The organism is Stappia sp. ICDLI1TA098 (genome assembly GCF_054880955.1).
The window spans coordinates 83863-100532 of the sequence record NZ_JBTZBT010000005.1; the positions used below are offsets into that span (position 1 = coordinate 83863).

General features: G+C 63.0%; 15 protein-coding genes. 9 read left to right on the top strand and 6 right to left on the bottom strand.

Annotated elements, in window-relative coordinates; genetic code table 11:
* Positions 1-8 precede the first annotated feature (8 nt).
* From ACSLUQ_RS19695 to ACSLUQ_RS19715, 5 genes are read right to left on the bottom strand one after another with little or no spacing between them, the layout of a single operon-like run.
* Entirely contained in the window at positions 9-1007 is a 999-nt protein-coding gene (locus ACSLUQ_RS19695; RefSeq protein WP_461809499.1) for an ABC transporter permease, read from the bottom strand.
* 33 nt (positions 1008-1040) lie between these two features.
* Positions 1041-1961, bottom strand: coding sequence for a siderophore ABC transporter substrate-binding protein (locus tag ACSLUQ_RS19700; RefSeq protein WP_461809500.1), 921 nt, complete (start codon positions 1959-1961; stop codon positions 1041-1043).
* 13 nt (positions 1962-1974) lie between these two features.
* The gene (locus ACSLUQ_RS19705; RefSeq protein ID WP_461809501.1) at positions 1975-2943 is read right to left on the bottom strand and encodes an alpha/beta hydrolase; all 969 of its coding nucleotides are present in this window, start codon (positions 2941-2943) and stop codon (positions 1975-1977) included.
* On the bottom strand, positions 2940-3233 hold the full coding sequence (locus ACSLUQ_RS19710; protein WP_461809502.1) for a DUF2218 domain-containing protein: 294 nt from the start codon (positions 3231-3233) through the stop codon (positions 2940-2942). The genes ACSLUQ_RS19705 and ACSLUQ_RS19710 overlap by 4 nt, the downstream gene beginning before the upstream one ends.
* Before the next feature lie 8 nt (positions 3234-3241).
* Positions 3242-5422: a TonB-dependent siderophore receptor gene (locus tag ACSLUQ_RS19715; protein ID WP_461809503.1), complete on the bottom strand. Its 2181-nt coding sequence runs from the start codon at positions 5420-5422 to the stop codon at positions 3242-3244.
* A 140-nt stretch (positions 5423-5562) separates the two neighbouring features.
* Between ACSLUQ_RS19715 and ACSLUQ_RS19720 the strand changes: the two genes are divergently transcribed.
* Positions 5563-6588, top strand: a complete 1026-nt coding sequence (locus ACSLUQ_RS19720; protein ID WP_461809504.1) for a helix-turn-helix domain-containing protein — start codon at positions 5563-5565, stop codon at positions 6586-6588.
* 13 nt (positions 6589-6601) lie between these two features.
* On the opposite strand, the gene ACSLUQ_RS19725 is transcribed toward ACSLUQ_RS19720, so the two are convergent.
* Positions 6602-7630, bottom strand: coding sequence for a glycosyltransferase (locus ACSLUQ_RS19725; protein WP_461809505.1), 1029 nt, complete (start codon positions 7628-7630; stop codon positions 6602-6604).
* A 251-nt stretch (positions 7631-7881) separates the two neighbouring features.
* Between ACSLUQ_RS19725 and ACSLUQ_RS19730 the strand changes: the two genes are divergently transcribed.
* The 8 genes from ACSLUQ_RS19730 to ACSLUQ_RS19765 are packed head-to-tail and all read left to right on the top strand — an operon-like array spanning position 7882 to position 16574.
* Entirely contained in the window at positions 7882-9420 is a 1539-nt protein-coding gene (locus tag ACSLUQ_RS19730; RefSeq protein WP_461809506.1) for a B12-binding domain-containing radical SAM protein, read from the top strand.
* A gap of 8 nt (positions 9421-9428) precedes the next feature.
* Positions 9429-10448, top strand: coding sequence for a GHMP family kinase ATP-binding protein (locus ACSLUQ_RS19735; RefSeq protein WP_461809507.1), 1020 nt, complete (start codon positions 9429-9431; stop codon positions 10446-10448).
* Positions 10449-10464: 16 nt separating this feature from the next.
* The gene (locus tag ACSLUQ_RS19740) at positions 10465-11283 is read left to right on the top strand and encodes a transketolase (RefSeq protein ID WP_417773660.1); all 819 of its coding nucleotides are present in this window, start codon (positions 10465-10467) and stop codon (positions 11281-11283) included.
* Positions 11280-12257 (top strand): transketolase family protein, encoded by a 978-nt coding sequence (locus tag ACSLUQ_RS19745; protein WP_461809508.1) that lies wholly within the window; start codon positions 11280-11282, stop codon positions 12255-12257. Before ACSLUQ_RS19740 ends, ACSLUQ_RS19745 begins: the two co-directional genes overlap by 4 nt.
* An 18-nt stretch (positions 12258-12275) precedes the next feature.
* Positions 12276-13445, top strand: coding sequence for a DegT/DnrJ/EryC1/StrS family aminotransferase (locus tag ACSLUQ_RS19750; RefSeq protein ID WP_461809509.1), 1170 nt, complete (start codon positions 12276-12278; stop codon positions 13443-13445).
* Between the two features lie 53 nt (positions 13446-13498).
* Entirely contained in the window at positions 13499-14437 is a 939-nt protein-coding gene (locus ACSLUQ_RS19755) for an NAD-dependent epimerase/dehydratase family protein (protein ID WP_417773663.1), read from the top strand.
* 48 nt (positions 14438-14485) lie between these two features.
* Entirely contained in the window at positions 14486-15688 is a 1203-nt protein-coding gene (locus ACSLUQ_RS19760; RefSeq protein WP_461809510.1) for an HAD-IIIA family hydrolase, read from the top strand.
* On the top strand, positions 15657-16574 hold the full coding sequence (locus ACSLUQ_RS19765) for a class I SAM-dependent methyltransferase (protein ID WP_417773665.1): 918 nt from the start codon (positions 15657-15659) through the stop codon (positions 16572-16574). Before ACSLUQ_RS19760 ends, ACSLUQ_RS19765 begins: the two co-directional genes overlap by 32 nt.
* The last annotated feature ends 96 nt before the right edge of the window (positions 16575-16670 follow it).

Here is a 16670-nt window from a genome sequence, read left to right on the forward strand (position 1 = left end):
AGCCGGTCTCATGCCGCACGGGTCGCGTGCCTCAGCAGGAGGTGGAGGAAGATGGCGCTGCCAACGACTCCGAAGACCGTGCCGACCGGGATCTCGTAAGGGGCGACGATCAGACGGCCGATCATGTCGCAGGCAAGGACCAGTGCCGCGCCGGTCATGGCGATAACGGGCAGCGTGCGGCGCAGGTTGTCGCCCATGATCTGGCTGACGAGGTTCGGCACCACGAGCCCCAGAAACGGGATGGAGCCGACGGTGGTGACGACGATGGCCGAAACCATCGACACGATGACGAGGCCGGCGGACATGGTCTGCCGATGGTTGAGACCGAGGTTGCGGCTCATGTCGCCGCCGAGCCCGGCGATGGTGAAGCGGTCGGCGGCAAGATAGGCGAGCGCGGCCAGCGCGAAGGTCAGCCACAGCAGCTCATAGCGTCCGGCAATGACGACGGAGAAGTCGCCATGCCGCCAGGCGCCAAGTGACTGCATCATGTCGAAGCGGAAGGCGATGAAGGCGGTCAGCGATCCGATGATGCCGCCGAGCATGATCCCGGTAAGCGGCACCAGCAGCGGCGCATGAGGCGGAACCCGTCGCAGGAGCCGCAGGAAGAGCGCTGTGCCGGCCAGTGCGAAGAGCGCTGCGACCAGCGACTTGACGACGACCGGAGCACCAGGAAACACCATAAGCATGAGGAGCATGCCGAGCCCGGCGGATTCGACGGTGCCCGCCGTCGACGGCTCGACGAAGCGGTTGCGGGCAAGCAACTGCATGATCACGCCGGAGACAGCCAGGCTCGATCCGGCGAGAATGAGCGCGAAGGTGCGCGGAACGCGGCTGTCGAACAGCGCCTCCAGTGCGACCGCGCGCGTTTGCGGGTCGAGCAGGCTTTGCGGGGAAACGTCGGCGACGCCGATGAACAGGCTGGCGAGGGCCAGAAGCCCCAGCAGCGCCAGCCCGATTGCCAGGCGTTGCGTTGCCCGCCGCCGCTCCGCATTTCTTGGTTCACTCATGTCTTATGCCGTCAGGAGGGAATGCCACGGCCCTCAGTCGAGAGCGGCGGAGACCTCGTCCACCATGGTCTGCATCGCGGTGAGGCCGGTGCCGCCGAGGTACCAGGTGTCCGGCTGGAGATAGGTTACCTTGCCCTCCTTCCACGCCTTCGTCCGCCGCACGATGTCGTTGTCGAGCATCGCCTGAGCTGCCTGTCCCTTTTGTCCGATGGCGGCGTCGCGATCAACGACGAAGAGATGCTCTGGGTCGGCCTTCAGGATGAACTCGTAGGAGATCGCCTGCCCGTGGGTCGCCACGGCGAGATCCTTGACCGCCGGCTCCAGGCCGAACGCGGTATGGAGAATGCCGAAACGCGATCCCGGGCCATAGGCGCTCATGCGCCCGCCGGTCGTCAGGATGACGAGAGACGTGCCGGCGTCCTTCGCCTTCTCCCGCAGCGCGGCGACCGAGGTGTTCAGAGCCTCCAGCCGCTGCGAGGCTTCCGCTTCCTTGTCGAAGACCCGCGCGAGCGTCAGGACCCGCTCCTCGGCGCTTTCCAGATAGTGGTCGAGATCGGCGGAGACGTCGATGGTCGGGGCTATGGCCGACAGTTCGCGATACTTCGCGGCGGAACGGCCGCCAATGATGATCAGGTCCGGCGCCAGGGCCGCCACGGTCTCGAGATCCGGCTCGAACAGGGAGCCGATCTTTTCGTAGCGGTCCTCGTTGAATTTTCGCAGGTGCGCCGGCTTTACGCCGCTGGGCACGCCCTGAGGGTCGATGCCAAGCGCATCGAGCGTGTCGAGGGCTGCAAGATCGAAGACGAGCACGGTCTTCGGCGTGTCGGGCAGCGTGGCGACCCCCTGGGCGTGCTCAACGCGCAACTCCTCGGCCCGGAGCGTTCCCGGGATCATGGCAAGGACGCAGGCGGCGAGCGTCAGTGCCGCAGCGTGTCGTGCAAGCAGGGAGGTCATGTCTGTCTTCCGTTCATGGTCGAAGCGGTTGGTTCGCGGAGCAACCGAGTGCCGTTTCCACGGCATCAAGCGCCGCGACGATCCGGGCGGTCTGGTGGTTGCGTCCGGCGTATTCGCGGTAGGTCAGGCGCAGCTTGTCCGCGCCGGCGGCCTTCACGATGTTTGCCAGGGTCCTGGCGTTGGTGACCATCGCGTTGCCGGTCACCCATTTTCGGCGCGCCTCGATGCCGTCCTTCTGGCGCAGGTCCAGGGGGCTGAGGTCCTGCTCGGCGCCCCCGACCGAGAGGGAGAGGTGCGGCGGCACCGTGTCGGGGACACGGGAAGCCTGCAGGGAGGCTTTCATCTCCAAGAGCATGCGGCGGTCATTGACCCAGAGGGACGGGCTGCTCGCCACATAGCAGTCGAATGCGCCGGGAGCCGTGCGCAGTCTCTCGAGCACCATGAGCCCGCCCAGCGAGTGCCCGAACAGCGTCTCGCTTGCCACTGTGCCTCCTGCGATCTCTCGCACAAGCGGCTTGGCATCGCGCTCCAGCATCTCGAGGAACGCGTCGCCGCCTCCAAGCTCCGGCCAGGGCTCGCCGTTCGGTCGTTCGGGCATGACATGGGTCTCCGCCGCCGGCGTCATGTCATGGACCCGGCGCGCGATGGACGCGCGCCCGGGCGGATAGGCGATGGCGGCGACCATAACCGGCGGCAGTCCGGCCCTGGCCGCCGCCGCGTTGAGCGACCTGGCGATGTCGGTGAGAAGGGCGAAGCTCTCCTCGCCGTCGAAGCTGTAGAGGATCGCATAGCCCGCCGGCCCCGCCGGCTGGTCGGGCGACCAGACGAGCAGGCGAAGCGTTTCGCCGGAAACGGAGGAGGTCAGCGGGAGCTCGATCCCGCCTTCGATCCGCACGGGTTCTTGCGCATGACCGCCGACGGCCGCGGCGAGAAACGCCGCGGCCGCGAGGGCAAGGCCCGCGATGGGGTGTCTTGTGCTCATTCACGATCCGTTGGCTGCCAGACGATCTCGGGCTTTTCGCGCCAGGCGAACCGCTCGAGATGGTCGTGGACGACGAACTGGGTCCGGCGAAGCGTGTCCTGGGTGTCCGACGCGCATTCGATGTGCAGCACGTCATCCCCGGCCTTCAGGCGGCAGTCACCGAAGGGAAAGTCGACGGAGCCCTCGCTGGCGTCGAATGTGACCGAGACCTTGTGCGCGAAGTGCTTGCAGAGCTGCTGCAGGTAGCGCGACGCGTGCTGGGTCTCGACCCTGGCTTGCGATCCTGGCATGGGCGATCCTAGAACCTTGCCGACAGGCGGAATTTTGCCGCACGCGGCTCGCCGTAGAAGTTGAAGACCGAGGTGCCGCCGACGCGCGAGTAGTACTTCTGGTCGAAGACGTTGGTCACGTTGAGCGTGGCCTTCAGGTTGTCGTTGATGTTGTAGCCGGCCATCACGTCCGCCGTGGCATAGCCGGGCGCCTCGATGGTGACGCCCTGCGATACGCTCGAGAACGAGCTGAAGGCGCTGACGCCCGCGCCGACAAAGGCCCCCTCGAGTGCGCCGAAGCGGTCGTCGAAGGAGTATTTCGCCCAGAGCTGCAGCATGTGCTTCGGCGTGTAGGTGCTGAAGGTCTCGCCGGCGGAGGCGGCGTTCAGATACTGGCTGTAGGTGTAGGTGTAACCGGCCGTGACCTCGAGACCCGGAAGCGGAGAGCCGAAGGCCTGAAGCTCCACGCCCTGCACCTCGACCTCGCCCTGGGCGATGGAAGAACCCGGGTTCAGCGGATCGGAAATGGCGCGGTTGTTGTCGCGAAGATTGAAGTAGGAGAGCGACGTGGTGACATTGCCGTCGAAGAACTCGCCTTTCAGCCCGACCTCGTACTGACGTCCCTCGCGCGGGTCGAGGAGATTGCCGGATACATCCGTTGCCGACTGCGGCTGGAAGATCTCCGTGTAGCTCGAATAGGCCGACAGGAGGTCGTTGATGTCGAAGACGATGCCGGCATAGGGGGTCACATGGGCGTTGACCGACTGCTTGTTGGTAACGGCTCCGGTCGCCAGGTTCTTCGTCGTCGCGCCATACCACGTCAGCCGGCCGCCGCCGATCAGGGTCAGGCGCTCGATCGGCTTGACGCGCAACTGGCCGTAGACGCCGAGCTGGTCGGTCTGGGTGCCTGTGTTGACGGTGTAATTGACCACCGGATACGGCAGGTTGGTCTGCCAGTTGTAGATGTTCTGGTCGACCGTGATCGTTCCTGCACCCTGGTGCAGAGTGGCGTCCTGGTTGCGGTAGTCGGCGCCGAGGATGACATTGTGCTCCTGGCCGAAAAGCTCGAACGGCTTGCTCACGTGGGCATCGACCGAAAGCGCGTCCGACTTGTACTTGCGGGCGAGCCAGCGCGAGTCCGATGTGTCGCCGCCGCCGGAAACAATGTCGCCGTTCGAGGCGACATAGCCATTGGCCCAAGCGTACATGAAGTCGACGTCCGTGACCTGATAACGGGCGGAAACCTTGGCGTGCCCGCCGTCATCGAACTTGTGCTCGACCTCGCCGATGTAGTCGGTGACGCTGTTGTCGAAATTGTTCCAGTCGGCGCCCGTGAAGGTCGAGCGGTCGAGGTTCAGCAAGGTGCCGTCCTGTGCGGTCGGCAGTCCGTTGAACGGGGTGATATCGCGGACCTGATGGCTGATCGAAAGCGTCGCCGTGGTGTTTGTGCCGATATCGGCCTGTATCGTGCCATAGGCGACGCCGACGCCGTTCGTCACTGTGTCGACGAAGCCGTCCTCGCTCTCGAGCACACCGACGAACCGGCCGCGCACGGAGCCGGATTCATTGAGCGGCCCGGTGATGTCGATTTCACCGCGCTTGTCGGCCCAGGACCCGAAGGCGCCGTCGAAACGCGCCTCAAAGTCGCGTTTGGCCTGCTTCAGGCGCATGTTGATCGTGCCCGCCGGTTCCCCCGTTCCGCCGAACAGGCCGGAGGGACCATGCAGGATCTCCACGTGATCGACGATGGCCATGTCCGGCTGGGTGCCATAGACGCTCGAAAGCGGTGCTGACAGGCCGTTGAAGTAGAGAGAGTCGAATTCGAAGCCGCGGGAGAACAGGCTTGAGCGGCCATTGTCATTGTTCAGAACGACGATGCCGGGCGTGTCGCGGAGTGCCGTGTCGAGTGAGGTGTAGCCGCCATCGTCCAGCCTCTCCCGTGTCAGGACTGTCGTCGTCTGCGGGATCTCGCGAACCGACATCACGTCCTTTTCGCCAACGCTGATGAGGTTCGTCGTGTAGCTGTTGCTGTCGTCTGTCTCGTAGCTCGCGCCCTCGATCACGATGCGGTCAAGTGTCGTCGCTCCGCCATCCTGGGCGAACGCTGGGCCGGCAAGCCAGACGCCAATGAAGGTGGACGCCAGCAGGGCGCTGCTGGAGCGCACCAGCACACCGCCCGGACGCATCCGGCAGGTCTTTCTCGTAGCCATCTGTACCCCCATACACCGTTCGGCCCTGTTCGCCGAACGTAAACTTGATGAAAACATTCATGTTTGTTAGTGAAGGCGGGAACGACGCGCCAGCGCCCTTTCTTTGAGGAGGCGTCAAAGATGTTTGCAGGAGCGGCGGCGTGCACGAAAGGCGGCTTCAGGTGGCGACCGGTTTCAACATCAAGGACAGCGACGTGCTGGCGACGGACCTCAGCGAACATGCGACGCTGACCGGTCCGGGCTTTCAGCTCCTGCGTCCTCTCATGGCCTCTCCGCAGGCGATCCTGCACGGCGATCACCGTATCGCGCGGCTGCGCTCGGGGCTCAGCATCCACACGTCGGATACCGTTACACTTCAAGATGTTACCACGGTCGTCGAGCAGCCGGCCGGCCTGACGGTGATGGTCTTTCTGTCCGGGACCGTCGACGCCACGATCGGTGGGGTGCCGCTCGACGTGGGGCGGCGCGCGGACGAGCCCGTGCGCGGGGTGATGATCTCGAGGGCGCGGGCGGATCGATTCGTCCGCCACGCCCGCAAGGGCGACCGTATGCGCAAGGTGACCGTCACCGTCTCTCCTGCCTGGCTGGGCGAGAGCGGCTTCGACGGCACGGCGGATCGGCAGACCCTTCAGGCGTTCTGTCGCACCCATCTGGCGCGTGTCGACTGGGTGGCGAGCCCGGCGTTGATCGCCATCGCGGAGCAGATGCTGCATCCGCCGGAGAACGGTATTTATCCCGAGCATCTCTATCTGGAGAGCCGGGCCCTAGATCTTTTGGCGGAGGCTTTTGCGGCGTTGGCGGCGCGTGGGCGGGCGAAACCGCTGGCGCAGCTTTCACCGGTGGACGCGCGACGTCTTCAGGCAATCGAGGAGAACATGCAGGCGGCCGATGCCGAGGGCCTGTCGATCGAGCAGCTCGCGCGGCTCAGCGGTGTCAGCGTCAGCAAGATGCAGCGGCTGTTCCGGCTCGCGCATGACATGACGGCCTCGGAGTTCATTCGCCGTCGCCATCTGTTGCGCGCGCGCCAGTTGCTCGAGCGGGAGGGCGTGAGCGTTGCCGTTGCCGCCGACGTGGCGGGTTACGCAAGCGCCGCGAATTTTGCCACGGCCTTCCGTCGAGAGTTCGGCCTGTCTCCGCGCGAGGCGCGCAAGAGCGCGAAGGGGTGAGGCGCGACCCTCTTCAGGGCTTTATAAACAGCCCCAGTGCGCGGGAAAGCAACGGCTGAAGCGGCTTCAGGCGGAAAAGACGGGTGAGTGCGATCATCGCCTTGAGCCGTGTGCTGCCGATACGCCCGATCTCCCTGCCTTCGGCGTCTCGCCAGATATGCGCCTGTCCGGACGCAAGCAGCCTGCGACGGTAATCCTTGCGCGCCTCATTGTAGACGTCGACCCAGGAGCCGACCTGGTTGCTGACCTGGTGCTGACCAGGATGCTTGCGGCCGAAGTTGGCGAGTTCATTGAGATACAGCGGCAGATAGCCTTGCTTGATGAATTCGAAATGAAAGTCGAGGACAGGGTCGATCCCTTCCAGCAGCGGCTCCTTTTTCTCTCCAAGCATGATCGAGCGGAAGACATCGGCGCGCACGACATAGCTCAGTTCGGAAAAGTAGGAGATCCATTTTCCGTCGTCCGTGATCCACGGCAGGAGCCACTGCCGCTTCTGGGCGATGGGGTATTTCTTGCGAAAGTTCGGCGGATAGAACGAGCGGCGCAAGGTGCCGTCCGTCTCCATGTTGGCGCTCGCTCCCCAGATCAGGGACGTCTCCGGATCGGCTTTCAGCGCCGCCACCGCATGGGACAGCCAGTGCGGTCCGAGATAGCCGTCGGTCGACGTCATGAAGGCGATGTATTTGCCTCTGGCCGCGCGGGTCGCCCGCTTGACGCCGTCGGCACGTGACCGATCCGCTCCCTCAAGAACCGTGAGCTCGGGATATCGAGCCATGATTTCCAGGGATCCATCGGTCGAACCGCCATCGGCGACGATCACCTCGATATTGACATCGCTCTGGAGCAGGATTGTCTTGATGGCCGTTTCCAGATGATCGGCGTTGTTTTTGTTGAGGAACAGGATCGAGATCAGCTCGGAAGACATGTTGCTGCTTTCTTGGCTTCCCGAGCGCCGCACGTGCTCAAGCCGACTCTGGAACGGGGCAATCGATAAAAAGGCCGGTGCAAATTCAATTCGCCATGAGGGGAATGTGCAATTCACCGAGCTCTTGGTTGCACGATCAACGCGTCACCTGCAAGCACGATCCGTGCTATCTGAAGGCGCTTGTGCAGCGATGCCGACAGGGACGGAAGTGTATGACTTCATTGCTGACGGGCTCGCACACCGGCGGTTTTGCCGCCGTCTGGTGGGTTGACTGTGCAGCTGGTTGTTGCGACACGCTAGCTGTCCGACGCCTGATTTGCCGCAACGGTCACCGGATCGTGGGGAGCGGTGCCGAGAAGGAAGATTGAATGAACAGAAAGCTCGACCTGCTGATCGTCAATCCGAGTTCTGCCGCCAAGGCTTATCAGGATCTGGCCAAGGTCTATGCAGCGATCGAGCCTCCGACCTGGGCTCTGTTGCTGGCCCAGTCGATGCGGAGCAAGGGACACGGCGTCGCCATACTCGACTGCGACGCGGAGAGACTGTCCCTTGAAGAGGCGGCCGAGCGTATTGGCGATGCCGACCCCCGCGTGGTGCTCTTCTGCGTCTATGGCCAGAATCCGAATTCCGGCACCACGAGCATGATTGGCGCCACCCTGCTGGCCGAGGCGGCGAAGAACGAAGCACCGGAGCGGACCGTTGCTTTCGTCGGCTCTCACACAAGCGCGCTTCCGCGCGAGGTGTTGGCCTATCCCTTTGTGGATGTGGTGCTCCTCAATGAGGGCGTTTACGCGCTCGACAATCTGCTGAAATCGGATCTTGGGAGCGACCTGCCCGCCATTCGCGGCATCGGCTGGAAGTTGCGCGACGGTGGTGGCGCGGCGCGCCAGGTCATCAACCCGGCGGAGCGGGTGGTGCCCAATGAGCTGATGGATCAGGACCTTCCCGGCTATGCCTGGGACCTGTTGCCCTATCGCGAGAAGCCTCTGGATCTCTATCGTGCGCATTTCTGGCACGCCGGCTTCGATCACGACAAGCGAACGCCATTCGCCGCGATCTACACCTCCCTGGGGTGCCAGTTCGCCTGCAATTTCTGCATGATCAACATCGTGAACCGCACCGACGCGGACGACGATGTCGACGCATCGCACTCCAGGGGCATGCGGTTCTGGAGCCCTGAGTTCATGCTTGCCGAGATCGAGAAGCTGGCGGGCATGGGGGTCGAGACGCTGCGCCTGTCGGACGAGATGTTCTTTCTCAACCGGCGCTACTACCATCCGCTGCTGACCGGCATCATCGAGCGCGGGCTGGACCTCAACATGTGGGCGTATTCACGTGTCGACACGGTGCGCAAGGATCGCCTCGAACTGTTCAAGAAGGCGGGCGTGAACTGGCTGGCGCTCGGGATCGAGGCAGGGAACCAGGTCGTGCGCCAGGAGGTGTCGAAGGGCAGCTTCAAGGATGTGAACATCCGCGAGATCTGCGGCACGATCCAGGACAGCGACATCAATATCATCAGCAACTACATCTTCGGCTTTCCCGAGGATACGCAGGAGACGATGCAGGAGACGCTGGATCTCGCCCTCGAACTCAACACCGAGATGGCGAACATGTATCCGTGTCAGGCGCTGCCCGGCAGCCCGCTCTACACGCAAGCGCGGCGGGAAGGGTGGGACCTGCCCGACAGTTACGAGGCCTTTGCGTTCCTGTCCTATGATGCAAAGCCCCTTGCGACCCGCCACTGCAGCGCGGCAGAAGTGCTGCGGTTCCGCGACGATGCCTGGCAGACCTATTTCACCAATCCCGACTATCTCGATGTCGTCGAACGCCGCTTCGGCGCGCAGCAACGGGCCAACGTCGAGGACATGACGAAGATTCGCCTTAAGCGCAAACTGCTGGGGGATTGAGCCGCGGCATGATCATCACCCGCACGCCCTTCCGGATTTCCTTCTTTGGAGGAGGTACCGATTTCCCGCCCTGGTTCATCGAGAATGGCGGTGCGGTGATCTCGACCACAATCGACAAGTATTGCTATATCACCTGTCGATATCTGCCGCCGTTCTTCGAGCATCGGCACCGGATCGTCTATTCGAAGATCGAGAACGTCCAGCGGATCGAGGAAATCCAGCATCCCGCGGTTCGCGGCGTTCTCTCCGATCTCGGCGTGGTCGAGGGCATCGAGATCCACCACGACGGCGACCTGCCCGCCCGTTCGGGGCTGGGCTCCAGTTCGTCCTTCACCGTCGGTCTGTTGCACGCCATCAATGCGCTCGAGGGCCGCATGTCGAGCAAGCAGGGGCTGGCCGAGAGCGCGATCCGCATCGAGCAGGACGTTCTCGCGGAGAATGTCGGTTGCCAGGACCAGATCGCCGTCGCCCATGGCGGCTTCAACCGCATCGATTTTCTCAAGGGCGGAGGGCACGAGGTTCGGCCTGTGGTCTGCACGCAGGACCGGCTCGCAGCGCTCGAAGGTCGCCTCATGCTTTTCTTCACCGGCGTGAGCCGCTTCGGATCGCAGGTCGCCGCCAAGCAGGTCGCCAACATCGGCAAGAGCGGCGCCAATCTGGAGCGCATGCGGGAGCAGGTCGACACGGCCGTTGGCATTCTCTCCAACCCGTCCGCCGACATGGATGACTTCGGCCGCCTTCTGCATGAAGCCTGGCAGCTCAAGAAGGGGCTCTCCGACAGCATCAGCACCGCCATGATCGACGAGATCTATGCCCGGGCGATGACCGCAGGCGCCATTGGCGGCAAGATTCTCGGGGCCGGCGGCGGAGGTTTCATTCTCTTCTTCGTGCCGCCGGAAAGGCGTCGCGACGTTGCCAGGGCACTCGACGGCCTGACCCATGTCCCCTTCCATTTCGAGCGAGACGGAAGCCAGGTCGTGTACTACAAGCCCTCTGACGGGCCGTTGCGCCCCGGTCATGCCGGTTGATGCGAGGAACAGCCACATGCTCAACGACCTGACACATCTGGCCGACAAGGCCGCCTGGGTCTGGCGTCAGACGCTGGAGATCCATGCGCGCGCGCCGGAAACGCGCATTGCCTCATCGCTCTCGCCCATCGAGCTTTTCGTCACCCTCTACTACGGCGAGGTTCTGAAGCAGTTCCCCAAGGATCCGCTGAACCCGGAGCGCGACCGGCTGATCATCAGCAAGGGGCATGGCTCGATCTGCATGTATCCGATCCTCGCCGATCTCGGCTTCTTTCCGGTCGAGGAACTGCAGAGGGTGTGCAAGGCCGGGGGCTTTCTCGGCGGCATTCCCGATCCGGTGATCCCCGGCTACGAGACGGTGAACGGCTCGCTCGGTCACGGGCTCGGCGTGGGGACCGGCATGGCGCTGGGTTCGAAGCGCGGGGCAACCGATCGCAACGTCTTCGTGCTCTGCGGCGACGGCGAGTTGCACGAGGGATCGAACTGGGAAGCGATCATGTTCGCCGGCCATCATGGCCTCGACAACATGCATCTCCTCGTCGACGACAACGCCATCGCGATGCTTGGCCGCACCCATCAGATCGTGGGGCATGGAGACCTCGCCTCCAGGCTGGAGAGCTTCGGCTGGGAGACGGTTGTGGTCGACGATGGCCACGACGTGACGAAACTCTATCCCGCGCTCATGGACATGAAGGCCCGGCGCAAGGGAAAACCCAAGGCGCTTGTTGCCAAGACAATCAAGGGACGCGGCGTGCCGGGCGTGGAGGACATGCCGCTTGCTCACGTCATGGCGCCGCGGCCCGAGGTCCTTGCCAGCCTGTTGGAGAGAGAATGACCCTCGCAGCAGTAAAGCCGATGGCCATGCGCGATGCGCTTTTGTCGCGCATTCGCGACGCCATGGCGGATGATCCGACGATTTTCTTCGTGACTGCCGATTTCGGCTCGCCCGTCATCGACGATATCAGCACGCGTTTCGCGGACCGCTTCGTCAATGTGGGCGTCGCGGAGCAGAACCTGATCAATGTGAGCGCCGGCCTGGCGCTCGAAGGCTACAACGTCTTCGCCTATGCGATCGCCCCCTTCATCACGATGCGCTGTCTCGAGCAGATCCGCGTCAATCTTTGCCTGCTCTCGCAGGTGCGCAGCATGTCCGTGACGCTGATCGGCGTCGGCGCGGGCTACAGCTATGTCGTCTCGGGTCCGACGCACCAGTGCTACGAAGACATCTCGATCATGCGCTCGCTGCCTGTGGTGGGACTGTATTCGCCAAGCGACCATCTGGAGGCGGCGGCAACGTTCGATACGTGCCGCGAGCCCGGTATTCGCTACCTGCGGCTCGACGCACAGGTGCTGCCGCCGCTCGACGAGAATGGCGCCGCGTGGCGCGCCGACGGTTTCCGGCTGTTGCGTGACGGGGCCGCGGTGTCCAGCGGCGGCAAGACCGTCGCCCTGGTTGCCACCGGCTACATGACCCACACCGCTCTTGCCGTCGCCGATGCGCTGGCTCAGCGGGGTGTCGGTGCGGTGCTGGTCGATCTGGTCGATATCACGGGTGTCGACCGCGATGCGCTTGCGCGCAAGCTCGCAGGGGGCGACCTGATCGTGTCGATGGAAGAGGGCTTCGCCGGTCGCGGCGGCGTCGATGCGGTTATCAGCGGGCTGATCCGCGAGGCGGCCATCGAAACGCGCTTCCTGCCCATCGGCGTGCCGCCTGAATACAGTTTCGAGCTCGGCACCCGCGTCGAGCTTCATGATCGCATCGGCATCGGTGCGGACGCCTGCCTGAGGCGTATTCTCGAGCTTCTCTAACGCGAGATCGTTACAGCCATGAAATACCCCCTGATGCGGAACAACTTCGAGCGGGAAGACCTCGATCTTGTCATCGAGCACCTGCGGCAGGACGATCCGAAGCTCACGCACGGCCCCAACGTCAAGGCATTCGAGGAGGAGTGGTCGGACTGGCTTGGGGTGAAATACAGCACCTTCGTCAACTCCGGGTCCTCGGCCAATCTCCTGACGCTCTCGATCTTGAGGACGAAACATCCGGAAGCGGGCGAAATCATCGTTCCGACGCTGACCTGGATCTCCGACATCGCGGCCGTGCTGCAGTGCGGTTTCACGCCGGTCTTTGTCGATGTCGATCCCAGGACGCTGTCCATGTCGACGCAGGGCATTCTCGACAAGATCACCGAGAGGACCCGCGCGGTGTTCCTGACCCACGCGCAGGGCTTCAACGGGCTCACCGACGCGCTGCTGGTCGAACTCGAGCGACGTGGCATTCCGCTTATCGAGGATGTGTGCGAGTCCCACGGCGCCACGCACAAGGGGCGTCGCGTCGGCTCCCTTGGCTGGGTGTCGAACTTCTCCTTCTATTACGCGCACCACATGAGCACGATCGAGGGCGGGATGATCTGCACCGACGATCCCGAGGTGCATCGGGCGGCGCGGATGTTCCGTTCGCACGGCATGCTGCGTGAAGTGGGCAACGACACCTATCGTGACGAGATCGTCGCCAGCGAGCCGGAACTCAACCCGGACTTCATCTTCATGTATCCGGCATACAACTGCCGGAATACGGAGATCGGCGGCATCCTGGGGCGCAGCCAGCTCAAACGTCTTGATGCCAACAATCTTCGCAGGACGGAGAACTTCCTCCGTTTCCTCGATCGCATCGATGCCACGCGGTTCCGCACCGACTTCGAGACCGAGGGGTCTTCTAACTACGCCTTCAACCTCATCCAGACGGACGCGGACCGGGAGTTTTCCGGACGGCTGATGGGACGGATGCGCGAGGAGGGGATCGAGTTCCGGCGTGGGAGCGCCGGCGGCGGCAACCAGCTTCGCCAACCCTACCTGCGCGGCATCGTGCCCGAGGGGGCGTACAAGGATTATCCGCAGACCGAGCACATCCATTTCTTCGGCTATTACATCGGCAACTTCCCCCAACTTTCGCTTGCCGAAGTCGACGATATCACCCGCATCCTCAATGCTGTCTGAGGTTATTGGCGGACGGCCGCGCAGCGGCAACAAGATGATGAAAGGCTGATCCCTTGGCTGAACATATTCTCGTCACCGGCGGTGCCGGATATCTCGGCTCGACCATGGTCCCCATGCTGCTTGACGCCGGCTACAAGGTTACCGTTGTCGACAACTTCATGTTTCGACAGTCGAGCCTGAACCAGCTTTGCCACAACCCGAATTTCGAGGTGGTGCGCGCCGATATCCGCAGCGAGGAGGAGATGCGTCCACTCTATGCGTCGGCGGATATCATCATCCCGCTTGCCGCCTATGTCGGCGCTCCGCTGTGCAAGGCGGATCCGGTCGGCGCCACGACGGTCAACCACGATGCTGTGCTGATGATGCTGGACAATGTGTCGCCAGACCAGGCGGTCCTGATGCCGACGACCAACAGCGCCTACGGCACCGGCGACGAGAACAACTTCTGCACCGAGGAATCCCCGCTGCGGCCGATCTCGTCCTATGCCATCGACAAGGTGGCGGTCGAAAAGCGCCTCATGGAGCGGACGAACTCGATCAGCTTCCGCCTTGCCACCGTCTTCGGCATGTCGCCTCGGATGCGGCTGGACCTGCTCGTCAACGACTTCGTCTGGCGCGCTGTCAACGACCGGTTCCTGGTGCTGTTCGAGGGGCACTTCAAGCGCAACTATATCAACGTGCGTGATGTAGCCCGTGCCTTCCTGCACGGCCTGTCGAATTTCGAGTCCATGAAGGGTGAGATCTACAATGTCGGCATGTCCGACGCCAACCTGTCCAAGATCGAGCTCTGCCAGGCGATCAAGCGGCATTTGCCGGACTTCTATTTTGTAGAGGCCGATATCGGCAAGGACCCGGACCAGCGCAACTACATCGTCTCTAACGAGAAGATCGAGCGCACGGGATATCGCCCCGAAGTGTCGATCGACGCCGGCATCGAAGAGCTGATGAAAGGCTTCCGGATGATCCGCAACTCGGTCCACGGCAACGTCTGATCGGTGACCGCAGGGCCTTGTGAGGGCCCCCAAATGGACGAGGCTTGGATGGCGAAGGCACCGACACAGGCCGTGATTTTGGCGGGCGGGCTCGGCACCCGGCTTGGCGAGGTGACGAAGGTCACTCCCAAGCCTCTCGTGCCGGTGCTCGATGTGCCGTTCCTCCATCACCTGATCGGCAATGTCGTCCGCCATGGCTTTACCGATATCGTGCTGCTGTGCGGCTACATGGCCGAGAAGTTCGACGTTCTGACCGAGCCTGGCGTCTTCGGGGAGGCGACGGTTCGGCTGTCGATCGAACCGCCCGGCCTGCTCGGAACGGGCGGGGCGGTGCGGCACGCCGCGCCGCTGCTCGATGAGCGATTTCTGCTCATGAACGGCGACACGTTCTTCGACATCAACCTGCTCGATCTGTGCACCGAGCCCGGCGATGGCGCCTGGATGCGCATGGCGCTGCGGCGAGAGCCGGCCGCCGGCCGCTACGGCTCCGTTGCGCTCGAAGATGGTCGTGTCACGGGGTTCGACGCATCTGCGCAGGATGGCGACGGGCTTATCAACGGCGGCGTCTACTGTATGGACCGCCGGGTGCTCGGCGAGATCGGGCCTGGCGCGTGCTCCATCGAACGCGATGTGTTTCCCGTGCTGGCCAGGGCGGGGCGGGTCGAGGGGCGTGTCTACGAGGGCAGGTTTCTCGACATCGGCGTTCCCCTGGACCTGGCGCGCGCCGATGGCTTCGTCGAGGCCGTTCGGACCCGTCCGGCGGCCTTTTTCGACCGCGACGGTGTTCTCAACATCGACCACGGCTATGTGCACAGCGCCGACCGTCTTGATTGGGTCGATGGCGCGCGCGAGGCGGTGAAGGCGCTCAATGATGCCGGTTACTACGTCTTCGTCGTCACAAACCAGGCGGGCGTTGCCCGCGGGTACTACGGGCGCGAGCAAGTCGAAGCCTTCCATCGACACCTGAACGAGGACCTCAGGAATATTGGTGCGCATATCGATGCGTTCGAGTATTGTCCATTTCATCCTGAGGGGATTGTTGAGGAATTTTCTTTCCCGTCTCGGCGACGGAAGCCAGAGCCGGGGATGTTGCTTGATTTGATTGAATGTTGGCCAGTTAAAAAGTCCGGTAGTTTTCTGATTGGAGACAGGGAAACGGACCTGGAGGCGGCGCGTGCCGCAGGTGTGAAGGACTTTCTTTTCCCAGGCGGAGACCTTTTTGCTTTCTGCAAAAATCTGCGGTTGGTGTGACGAGCTATCCTCTCGGTGTTTAGGGCTGCTGTCCGTCAAGCTTTTGCGTGACGTATGGAAACTGCGTGCGCTTCAGGCATTGAAAGAGGGTGGAATGGGCGGCATCAATATGCGTTGGTTGAAGCGGGGAGGTGCGCTTCGCGTTGCAAGCTGGATTGCCTCTATCCGGGTTCCTCATTCCCTGCTGCGGGCAGCAAGGATCAGCGTCAATCAGGCGAATCCGGAACGCGACGCGGCAATGCGCGCGATGATCGGGCAATATTTCTCCAGTTCCGCGTCGTTGCTCGAGATCGGATCGTGGTTTGGCGAAGGGTCGACGCGCATCTGGCTCGACGAACTGCCCTCCGGCTCCGATCTGATTTTGCTCGATCGCTGGGACTCTTATGTTTCCGCGGAGGACCTGGGCAAGGGCAGTGCCGGCTATGCCGGTATGGACCGGTTCCATCGGCCGGCCTTGATCAACACCGTCGATGTCGTGGACGCTCATCCGCGCCGGCACGAGATCGACGTCTCGATCATTCGATCCGAAACACGCCGGATAGGCAGGTTTCTCGAGAACGCGGCATTCGACGTGATCTATATCGATGGCTCGCACTATCACGATGATGTGGTCGCCGACATCGAGTTCGCCAAGAAGGCGATCAAGACCGGGTTCGGCATCATCTGCGGCGACGATCTCGAGATCCTGCCTGATGCGGAGGTCATCGAACATGCCCGGCGGTTCAAGGAACGCGATTTCGTTGCCTATGGAGACCGGCATTTTCACCCGGGCGTCGCTCTTGCCGTTGCCGAGCAGTTCGGACGCGTGAACATGAAGGACGGGTTCTGGTGGGTGTTCTGCCGCAATGGCGTGTTTGAGGCGGATGGCCCCGATCGGCAAGTCTGACGTGCCTGGGCTATAGCCCGGGCTTTCAGCCATAGCTCTGCGTGATACCCTCAAGAAGCAAAAGACATTTCCCCCGGACGGCGAGACCTGCGATTT

Bases quoted from the DNA above. Each gene is read 5' to 3' on its own strand.
- ACSLUQ_RS19695 (WP_461809499.1), bottom strand. From the start codon at position 1,007: ATGAGTGAACCAAGAAATGCGGAGCGGCGGCGGGCAACGCAACGCCTG.
- ACSLUQ_RS19700 (WP_461809500.1), bottom strand. From the start codon at position 1,961: ATGACCTCCCTGCTTGCACGACACGCTGCGGCACTGACGCTCGCCGCC.
- ACSLUQ_RS19705 (WP_461809501.1), bottom strand. From the start codon at position 2,943: ATGAGCACAAGACACCCCATCGCGGGCCTTGCCCTCGCGGCCGCGGCG.
- ACSLUQ_RS19710 (WP_461809502.1), bottom strand. From the start codon at position 3,233: ATGCCAGGATCGCAAGCCAGGGTCGAGACCCAGCACGCGTCGCGCTAC.
- ACSLUQ_RS19715 (WP_461809503.1), bottom strand. From the start codon at position 5,422: ATGGCTACGAGAAAGACCTGCCGGATGCGTCCGGGCGGTGTGCTGGTG.
- ACSLUQ_RS19730 (WP_461809506.1), top strand. From the start codon at position 7,882: ATGAACAGAAAGCTCGACCTGCTGATCGTCAATCCGAGTTCTGCCGCC.
- ACSLUQ_RS19735 (WP_461809507.1), top strand. From the start codon at position 9,429: ATGATCATCACCCGCACGCCCTTCCGGATTTCCTTCTTTGGAGGAGGT.
- ACSLUQ_RS19740 (WP_417773660.1), top strand. From the start codon at position 10,465: ATGCTCAACGACCTGACACATCTGGCCGACAAGGCCGCCTGGGTCTGG.
- ACSLUQ_RS19745 (WP_461809508.1), top strand. From the start codon at position 11,280: ATGACCCTCGCAGCAGTAAAGCCGATGGCCATGCGCGATGCGCTTTTG.
- ACSLUQ_RS19750 (WP_461809509.1), top strand. From the start codon at position 12,276: ATGAAATACCCCCTGATGCGGAACAACTTCGAGCGGGAAGACCTCGAT.
- ACSLUQ_RS19760 (WP_461809510.1), top strand. From the start codon at position 14,486: ATGGCGAAGGCACCGACACAGGCCGTGATTTTGGCGGGCGGGCTCGGC.